Source organism: Streptomyces sp. NPDC020917, assembly GCF_044333795.1.
Classification (GTDB): Bacteria; Actinomycetota; Actinomycetes; order Streptomycetales; family Streptomycetaceae; genus Actinacidiphila.
In genome coordinates this window covers 1-9,939 of sequence record NZ_JBIRRR010000047.1, presented here as the reverse complement: position 1 = coordinate 9,939, position 9,939 = coordinate 1, and the positions used below count along the sequence as shown (strand labels likewise).

4 protein-coding genes are annotated in these 9,939 nt (G+C 74.7%); all 4 read left to right on the top strand.

From position 1 onward, the window contains the following. On the top strand, window positions 1-819 hold an 819-nt coding region (locus tag ACH4TG_RS40775), incomplete at its 5' end, for a beta-ketoacyl reductase (protein WP_398248355.1). A 72-nt stretch (window positions 820-891) separates the two neighbouring features. After that, on the top strand, window positions 892-2,079 hold the full coding sequence (locus tag ACH4TG_RS40770; protein ID WP_398248353.1) for a cytochrome P450: 1,188 nt from the start codon (window positions 892-894) through the stop codon (window positions 2,077-2,079). A gap of 269 nt (window positions 2,080-2,348) precedes the next feature. Further along, complete coding sequence (locus ACH4TG_RS40765; protein WP_398248351.1) at window positions 2,349-8,099, top strand: SDR family NAD(P)-dependent oxidoreductase; 5,751 nt, start codon at window positions 2,349-2,351, stop codon at window positions 8,097-8,099. Further along, window positions 8,096-9,939 (top strand): type I polyketide synthase (locus ACH4TG_RS40760; RefSeq protein ID WP_398248356.1); only part of this gene is annotated, 1,844 nt, incomplete at its 3' end. The genes ACH4TG_RS40765 and ACH4TG_RS40760, both read left to right, overlap by 4 nt.

Below are 9,939 nucleotides of genomic sequence, written 5' to 3'. Positions count from 1 at the left end.
ACCAAACTCACCCACGAACAACACACCCGACTCACCCGCAACGGCACCACCCCCCTCACCACCCCCCACGCCCTCACCCTCCTCGACACCGCACTCGCCTCGGACAAGCCGGCGCTCGTCCCCCTCCAACTGGACATGAAGGGACTCCGCGCGCTGGCCAGGACCCGGGAACTCCCCGTTCCACTGCGGCACTTGGTGCCCGCCCCGGTGCGCAGGGCGCAGGCGGGCGGCGGAGAAGGGCCGCAGCTGGCGGCACGGCTGGCGGGGCTCGACGCCGGGCGTCAGGAGCAGTTGCTGCTCGACGTGGTGTCGGGCGAGATCGCGCTGGTGCTGGGGCACGCCTCGGCCGAGACGGTCGACACCGAGCGCGGGCTGCTCGACCTGGGCTTCGACTCGCTGACCGCCGTCGAGTTGCGCAACCGCCTGAACGTCGTCACCGGGCTGCAGTTGCACCCGACCCTTGCGTTCGACCATCCGACGCCTGCCGCGCTGGCCCGCCACCTGCGCGACGAGCTCGCACCGCGCATCGAGCCGGGCGGGGCGGAAGGCGACGACGGCGAGGCCCGCGTCCGCCGGATGCTGGCGACACTGACCCCTCAACGGCTGCGGGAAGCAGGGCTGTTGGACGTGCTCCTGCAACTGGCGGACGGTATGGGCGCGGCGGACGGCGGGTCGCCGCTCCCGGACGTCCAGGACCGCGGCGAGCAACCGTACGAGGACGTCGCCTTGGACGGCGAGGCCCCGAGCCTCATCGAGGGCGCAGACCTCGACGACCTGATCCAGATGGCCATGGCCGGCCAGGCAGCCGAGGAGCTCTGAGACCCCGCCGCGGACCCCACCACCACGCAGCACCACCGATCCCCTGACCACGAGGACGAATCCGAGGAACCCATGACGAACACCGAGTACGTGGTCGACGGCATGCCGACGGCCCGCAGTTGCCCGTTCTCGCCGCCCGACGAGCTGACGGCGCTGCGTGCCGAGCAGCCGATCGTCCGGATGGCCTACCCCGACGGCCGTGAGGGCTGGCTGGTGACCGGCTACGACCTGGCGCAGGAGGTGCTGGCCAACCCGGCGTTCAGCGCGCGGCACGACCTTCGCAGCTCGCCGATCCCGATGGGCGGGAAGCTGGGCCCCGCGCAGCCGGGCATCTTCATCGGCATGGACCCGCCGGACCACACCCGTTACCGCAAGCCGCTGAGCCGGCACTTCACGGTGCGCCGCGTGCGGGACCTGGAGCCGGCCATCGAGCGGATCACGGACGCGTGCCTCGACGCGCTGGAGGCGCAGGGCTCGCCCGCGGACTTCATGGCCACCTTCGCGCTGCCGCTGCCGGTGCTGGTGATCTGCGAACTGATGGGGGCGAGCGCGGACCTGGCGGCGGAACTGCAAAAGCTGCGGGTGCCGATGCTGTCGCCCGGCGCGGCGCCCGCAGACGTCGCGCACGCGGCGAAGCGGACCAGCGAGCTGATGCACGACCTGGTGCGCGAGCGGCGGGCGGCACCGGGCGGTGACCTGCTGAGCGAGCTGATCGCCACCGGCGAGCTGAACGACGAGGAGCTGGCGAACCTCACCTTCCTGATGCTCATCGCCGGCCACGAGACGACCGCCAACACGATCGCCATGAGCGTCTACCTACTGCTGCAGGACGACGCGGTGCGCGCTTCGCTGGGGGACGGCTCGCAGGTCGACGACCGGGCGGTGAACGAGCTGCTGCGGTATCTGTCGGTGGTGCAGTTCGTGTCGCGGGCCGCGCTGGCGGACGTCGAGCTGGGCGGCCGCACGGTGCGCCAGGGCGAGACGGTGACGATCTCCACGTCCGCGGTGAACCGCGACGAGCGACGGTTCGCCGAGCCCGACGCCTTCCACGCGGAGGGCGCCGGGGTGGGCAACCTGGCGTTCGGTCACGGCCTGCACCAGTGCATCGGCCACAACCTGGCGCGGACCGAGATCCGGATCGCGCTCGGCCGGCTGCTCGGCCGCTTCCCCGGCCTGCGCCTGGCCGCACGCCCGCAGGACATCGCGACGCGCGACGCGATGAACACCTACGGCGTCACCGAGCTGCCGGTGCGGTGGTGACGGCACGGCCGACCCGGCGGCGCAGCGCGTCGTGACCAACAGGACCAGCCGGTCGAGCCGGACGGTCCGGGACGAGCCGGAACCGCAGGACCAGCAGGACCAGCAGAACCCCGTGCGGGGGTCGCCCGGAGCAACGGGCGGCCCCCGCACGGGCGTTGGGGGGCTGCCCTCGCCGGACTCGGGCCGGACGCGACGCGCGACGGCCTCCGTCCGGCGGCGGAACGGATCTTCAGAGCTCGCCAAGGCCCGCTTAAGGCCAGGTGGCGACGATGGGAAACCGACCGATCATGCCGCCGCCCGCGTTCCGGCAGAGCGCCCGTGACGCACCCGGCACGGCTCCCGCACGGCCGGTCCGCCCCGACTCACGACGCACGGAGCTGATGATGAGCGTGCCACCGGAAGGCAAGGTCGTTGCGGCGCTGCGCGCCTCCCTGCTGGAGAACGAGCGGCTGCGGCGGCGCCAGGACAAGCTGGCCGAGGCGGCCCGGGAACCGATCGCGGTGGTGTCGATGGCCTGCCGCTACCCGGGCGGGGTCACCACACCCGAAGAACTCTGGCACCTGCTCACCGAAGGCCGCGACGCCATCGGCGACTTCCCCACCACCCGCGGCTGGAACCTCGACCACCTCTTCGACCCCGACCCCGAAACCACCGGCACCAGCTACGCCGACCAAGGCGGCTTCCTCCACGACGCCGACACCTTCGACCCCGAATTCTTCGGCATCAGCCCCCGCGAAGCCCTCGCCATCGACCCCCAGCAACGCCTCCTCCTCGAAACCGCCTGGGAAACCCTCGAACGCGCCGGACTCGACCCCACCACCCTGCGCGGCAGCAGGACCGGCGTGTTCGCCGGGGTGATGTACGGGGACTACGCGGCCCGGATGATCCCGCGGATGCCGGACGGCTTCGAGGGCCACATGGGCCTGGGCAGCGCCTACAGCGTGGCCTCCGGACGCCTCTCCTACACCTTCGGTCTGGAGGGCCCGGCGGTCAGCGTCGACACCGCCTGCTCGTCGTCGCTGGTCGCCGTGCACCTCGCCACCCAGGCCCTGCGCTCCGGCGAGTGCACGCTCGCCCTGGCCGGAGGCGTCACCGTGCTGGCCACGCCGACGCTCTTCGTGGAGTTCAGCCGGCAACGCGGGCTGTCCCCGGACGGGCGGTGCAAGGCGTTCGCCGCCGGGGCGGACGGCACCGGATGGGGCGAGGGTGCGGGCCTGCTGCTGCTGGAGAAGCTGTCGGACGCGCAGCGCAACGGCCACCCGGTCCTCGCGGTGATCCGCGGCTCGGCCGTCAACCAGGACGGTGCCAGCAGCCAGCTCAGCGCCCCCAACGGCCCCTCCCAGCAACGCGTCATCCGCCAGGCCCTCGGCAATGCCGGGCTCACCACCCGCGACGTCGACGCTGTCGAGGCCCACGGCACCGGCACCACCCTCGGCGACCCGATCGAGGCCCAGGCCCTCCTCGCCACCTACGGCCAGGACCGGCCCGCCGACCAGCCGTTGTGGCTCGGCTCCATCAAGTCCAACATCGGCCACACCCAGGCCGCCGCCGGCGTCGCGGGAATCATCAAGATGATCCAGGCCATGCACCACGGCGTCCTGCCCCGAACCCTCCACGTCAACGAGCCCACACCACACGTCGACTGGGACGCCGGCGCCGTCTCCCTCCTCACCCAAGCCATCGACTGGCCCGACACCGGACACCCCCGCCGCGCAGCCGTCTCCTCCTTCGGCATCAGCGGCACCAACGCCCACCTCATCCTCGAAGCCCCACCCACCCCCGACCCCACCCCCGAAAGCAACAGCACCCCCGACACCGACACCGACAGCACCCCCACCCCCCTCCCCCACCTCCTCTCCGCCAAGACCGAGGACGCCCTGCACGCCCAGGCCCGGCGGCTGCACCAACACCTGTCGCGGCAGCAGGAGTTGCGCCCGGTGGACGTCGCCCACTCGCTCGCCACGGGCCGCGCGCAGCTGGAGCACCGCGCCGCGCTCGTCGCGGGCAACCGCGGCGAGCTCCTCGCCGGGCTCGCGGCGCTCGGGGCCGGAGACACCGGCGGGGCGGCGCTGCTCGGCGAGGCGGCGAAGGGCAGGACGGCGTTCGTCTTCCCCGGCCAGGGCTCGCAGTGGCCCGGGATGGCCGGGGAACTCCTGCGTACCTCACCGCCGTTCGCGGAGCACATCGAGGCGTGCGCGGCGGCGCTGGCGCGGTACGCGGACTGGTCGCTGATGGACGTGCTGCGCGATCCCGAGGCGGCGGCCCCGCTGCTGCAGCGGGTCGACGTGGTGCAGCCGGCACTGTTCGCGGTGATGGTCTCGCTGACCGAGGCGTGGGGGGCGTTCGGGGTGCGTCCCGACGCGGTCGTCGGGCACTCGCAGGGCGAGATCGCCGCCGCGTACGTCGCGGGCGCGCTCAGCCTGGAGGACGCGACAGCCGTGGTGGCGCTGCGCAGCCACGCGCTGACGGAGCTCGGCGGCACGGGCACGATGGCCTCGGTGCCGCTGCCCGCGGAGACCGTCGCCGCGGACCTCGCCGCCTACGAGGGCCTGGCGTCGGTCGCGGCCGTCAACGGCCCCGGCTCGACGGTGATCGCGGGTGACACCGCCACGCTCGGCCGGATCGTGGCCGCCTACCAGGAGAAGGGGGTGCGCGCCCGGGGCATCCCGGTGGACTACGCCTCGCACTCCCCTCACGTGGAGCGGATCCGCGAGCGCGTGCTCGACGCACTGGCGCACATCTCCGCGCGCCCCTCGTCCATCCCGCTGTACTCGACGCTCACCGGTGACGTGCTCGACACGACCGCGATGGACGCCGGCTACTGGTACACGAACCTGCGGCAGCCCGTGCGCTACGAGCAGGCCGTCCGTGCGCTGCGGCGCGCGGGGCACCGGCTGTTCGTGGAGAGCAGCCCCCACCCGGTGCTGACCATCGGCACTCAGGAGACGCTGGACGACTGCCCCGGCGGCGGCGCCCTGGCGGTCGGCACGCTGCGCCGGGACGACGGCGGGATGCCGCGCCTGCTGGCGTCCGTGGCGCAGGCCCACGTCAGCGGGACCGCGGTCGTGGACTGGTCGCCGGCCTTCGCGGGCCTGGCCCCGGCGCGGGTGGACCTGCCGACGTACGCGTTCCAGCGGGAGCGGTACTGGCTCGACACGCCGCCCGGCGGCTCGGACGTCACATCGGCCGGGCTGGACGTCGCCGACCATCCGTTCCTGACCGCCGAGGTGGTCCTGCCGGACGGTGGCGGCACGGTGTTCACCGGGCGGCTCGCGCTCGCGGAGCAGCCGTGGCTCGGCGACCACTCGGTCTTCGACACGGCCGTCGTGCCGCCGGCCGCGCTGGTCGAACTGGCCCTGTACGCGGGGGCCAGGACGGGCTGCGCGGTGCTGGACGAGCTGGCGGTGGACGCGCCGCTGGTGCTGCCGGAGTCGGGCGGCCTGCAGGTGCGGGTCGCGGTCGGACCGCGTGACGAGGCGGCGGCGCGCACGGTGACCGTGCACACCCGGGCCGAGCAGGACGCGGACGAGGACGGCTGGACCCGGCACGCCACCGGCCGGCTCGTGGAGGAGCCCGCGGACGACGCGGAACCGGCTGCCCCACCGTCCCTCGCGTCGTGGCCGCCGCCGGGCGCGGTCCCCGTCGACGTCTCCACCACGTACGAGCGGCTGACCGCGGCCGGCCTGGCGCACGGCCCGGTGTTCCAGGGTCTGCGCGCGCTGTGGCAGGACGGCACGGACCTCTACGCCGAGGCCGACCTGCCCGACGACGCGGCGGACGCCCGTTTCCTCGTCCATCCCGCGCTGCTGGACGCGGCGCTGCACGCGGTGGCGCTCGGGGACGGCGGGGCCGGGGCAACCGGGCCCGCGCCGGCGGGCGGGCCCCCGCGCTGGCTCACCGCCGGCTCCGGGGTGACCCTGCACGCGGCGGCCCCGGGCGCGGCCGTCCGCGTGCGGCTGCGGGGCACCGGCCCCGGACGGTACGCGCTCGACGTGGCCGACGCCACGGGCGCTGCCGTGCTCACCGCCGCCGGCGTGACGCTGAGCGCCGTCGACCCGCGGCGGCTCGCCTCCGGGTCCGGTCCGCGCGACGCGCTGTTCGCCGTCGAGTGGCCCGCCGTGCCCGAGCCCGAAGTGGTCCTGCCGGACTGGGCGCTGGTCGGCGACGCCGGTGCTCTGCCCGCGCCGGGGCTCGACGGCAGCGTGCGGCACGCCGACCTGGCATCGCTCGGCGAGGCGCTGGACGCCGGCCTGCCCGCGCCGCGGTGGGTCGTCGCGGCCTGCCCGCAGGACCCGGGCGACGACCCCGCCGCCCGCGCCCATGCCGTCGCGCGGGACGTCCTCGGCCTGGCCCGGCAGTGGCTCGCCGACGACCGGTTCGCCTCGTGCACCCTGGTGCTGCTGACGCACGGCGCGGTCGCGGCCGGAGGCGCCGACCCGGTGCGGGACCCGGGCGCGGCGGCCGCCTGGGGCCTGCTGCGGTCGGCGCAGTCCGAGAGCCCGGGCCGCTTCCGCCTGATCGACCTGGACGACGACCCCTCCTCGGCCGCCGCCCTGCCTGCGGCCCTCGCCACCGACGCTCCCCAACTCGCCGTCCGCACCGGCAGCTTGAGCGCCCCGAGGCTCGCCTCCCTGGCCGCCCCCGCGCCGGAAGGGAAGCGCCAGCCCGTTTTCGACCCGGAGGGCACCGTCCTGGTCACCGGCGGCACCGGCGCCCTCGGGGCCCTGCTGGCACGGCACTTGGTGACGGCGTACGGGGTGCGGCACCTGGTGCTCACCAGCCGCCGCGGACCCGCCGCCGCGGGTGCAGAGGAACTGCGCGCCGAGCTGGGCACGTTGGGCGCCGAAGTGACGGTGGCCGCGTGCGACGCGGCGGACCGGGACGCGCTCGCCGCCCTGATCGCGCGCGTGACCGGCGACGGGCGGCCACTGTCGGCCGTTGTGCACACCGCGGGCGTGCTCGACGACGGCGTGGTCGCCGCGCAGACGCCCGAGCGGATCGCCGCCGTACTGCGGCCGAAGGTCGACGCGGCCTGGCACCTGCACGACCTGACGCGGGACCTGCCGGGCACGACCTTCGTCCTCTTCTCGTCGGCCGCGGGCACCCTCGGCAATCCCGGACAGTCCGGTTACGCCGCCGCGAACGCGTTCCTCGACTCCCTCGCGAAGCACCGCAGGGGCCTCGGCCTGCACGCGACCAGCCTGGCCTGGGGCCTGTGGGAGCAGCGCGGCGCCATGACCGGCGGGCTCGACGACGCCGACCGGGCCCGGCTCGGCCGGCAGGGCGTCGTCGCGCTCACCTCCACCGACGGCCTGGCCCTGTTCGACGCGGCGCTCGGCCTCGACCGCGCGGCGCTCGTGCCGGTGCGGTTCGACCGGGCGGCACTGCGCGCGAGCGCCGTCGACGGCATGCTCCCCGAACTGCTCCGCGGTCTCGTCCGGGTGCCCGTCCGGCGCGCCGGCGTCCGCACCGGCGGCGGCTCACTGGAGGAGCGGCTGACCGGCCTCTCCCCGGACGACCAGCTCACGCTCGTGCTCGACCTGGTGCGCCGTCAGGTCGCCGCGGTGACCGGCCGCGCCTCGGCGCAGGACGTCGCCCAGGACCGCTCCTTCAAGGAGTTGGGCTTCGACTCGCTGCGCGCCGTCGAGCTGCGCAACCGCCTGACGGCCGCCACCGGCCTGCGGCTCTCCGCCACGCTCGTCTTCGACTACCCCAGCTCCGCCGCCCTCGCCGCGCACCTGCTGACCCTGGTGCGCACCGAGGACCCGTCGACCGCCGACGGCCTGCTCGCCGGTCTCGAAGCGTGGGAGGCGGCCGTGCTGGCGCTGCCCCCGCAGGACGAGCAGCTCGACCGGATCACCGCCCGCCTGCAGGCGCTGCTGTGGAAGGTCGGCGCCGACGCCTCCGCGGGCGCGCCCCGCGGCGCCGGCGACCCGGCCGATGCCCCGCCCACCGACCTCGCGTCGGTGTCCGACGACGAACTGTTCCTCGTACTCGACAACGAACTCGGCACGTCCTGAACCGAAGAGGTCTTATGAACGCGAACTCCGCCGGGCTCGACGCCACTGCGACCACGACCGCCCGTACCGCCGGTGCGGCGCCCGCCGCACCTCCGGGGGCCGCGACCGCGGACACCACGACCGTAGAGCGGCTCCGGGACTACCTCAAGCGCGCCACCGCCGACCTGCAGCAGGCCAACCGCCGGCTGCGGGACGCGCAGGCCAGGGAGACCGAGCCGATCGCCGTCGTCGGGATGAGCTGCCGCTTCCCCGGCGGCGCCGCGTCCCCCGACGCGTTGTGGCAGTTGCTCATCGAAGGCCGGGACGCCATCGGCGAGTTCCCCGCGGACCGCGGGTGGGACGGCGAGGAGCTGTACGACCCAGACCCGGACAGCAGCGGCAAGTCGTACGTGCGCGAGGGCGGGTTCGTCCACGAGGCGAGCCACTTCGACGCGGACTTCTTCGGGATCAGCCCGCGCGAGGCGATGGCCACCGACCCGCAGCAGCGGCTGCTGCTCGAAGCGGCGTGGGAGGCGTTCGAGAACGCGGGCATCATGCCGGACGGACTGCGCGGCAGCAGGACCGGGGTCTTCGCCGGGGTCAACGGCCAGGACTACGCCCAGCATCTGGCCGGGGGCCTGGAGGCCGCGGAGGGCTACCTGATCACGGGTACGTCAGCGAGCGCCATCTCCGGCCGGGTCGCCTACACCTTCGGCCTGGAGGGTCCGGCGGTCACCGTGGACACGGCGTGCTCGTCGTCGCTCGTGGCCCTGCACCTCGCCGTGCAGGCGCTGCGCGGCGGGGAGTGCGGGCTCGCGCTGGCCGGCGGCGTCACCGTGATGTCCACCCCTGCACTGTTCACCGAGTTCAGCCGCCAGCGCGGCCTGGCCCGCGACGGCCGCTGCAAGCCCTTCGCCGCGGCAGCCGACGGCACCGGCTGGGGCGAGGGCGTCGGCCTCGTCCTGCTGGAGCGGCTGTCCGACGCGCAGCGCCACGGCCACGAGGTGCTGGCCGTCATCCGCGGCTCGGCCGTCAACCAGGACGGCGCCAGCAACGGCCTGACCGCCCCCAACGGCCCTTCCCAGCAACGCGTCATCCGCCAGGCCCTCGCCAACGCGCGCCTCACCCCCGACCTCGTCGACGCCGTCGAGGCGCACGGCACCGGCACCACCCTGGGCGACCCCATCGAGGCGCAGGCGCTGCTCGCCACCTACGGCCAGGACCGCCCTGCCGACCAGCCGTTGTGGCTCGGCTCGGTGAAGTCCAACATCGGGCACACGCAGGCCGCCGCCGGCATCGCAGGCGTGATCAAGATGGTGCAGGCGATCCGGCACGGCGTGCTGCCCCGCACCCTGCACGTGGACGCGCCGACCCCGCACGTGGACTGGGAGTCCGGCGCCGTCTCCCTGCTGACGCAGGCGATGGACTGGCCCGAGACGGGACGGCCCGCACGCGTCGGCGTCTCCTCCTTCGGCGTCAGCGGCACCAACGCGCACCTCATCCTCGAGGCGGCTCCGGCGGCGGAGGGCGCCGGGGAGGAGGGCGCCGCGCCTTCCGAGGACGGCGGGGATGCGGGGCCGGCGGTCGGTGACGGTGGCGGGTTGGTGCCGTGGGTGCTGAGCGCGAAGAACGAAACGGCCCTGCGCGCCCAGGCGTTGCGCCTGCACGCGCACCTGAAGGCCCACCCCGAACTGGACGTCGCCGCTGTCGCACGAGCCCTGGCCACCACCCGCACCCACTTCGAGCACCGCGCCGCCATCACCGATGGTGAACCCGCCTCACGACTCCAAGCACTGACCGCACTCGCCACCGGGGAAGCCCACCCGGACCTGGTCCGCACACGAGCCGCCACCAGCGGAAA

Excerpts from the sequence above, each read along its gene's own strand:
- ACH4TG_RS40770 (WP_398248353.1), top strand. The coding sequence starts at position 892 with ATGACGAACACCGAGTACGTGGTCGACGGCATGCCGACGGCCCGCAGT.
- ACH4TG_RS40765 (WP_398248351.1), top strand. The coding sequence starts at position 2,349 with ATGGGAAACCGACCGATCATGCCGCCGCCCGCGTTCCGGCAGAGCGCC.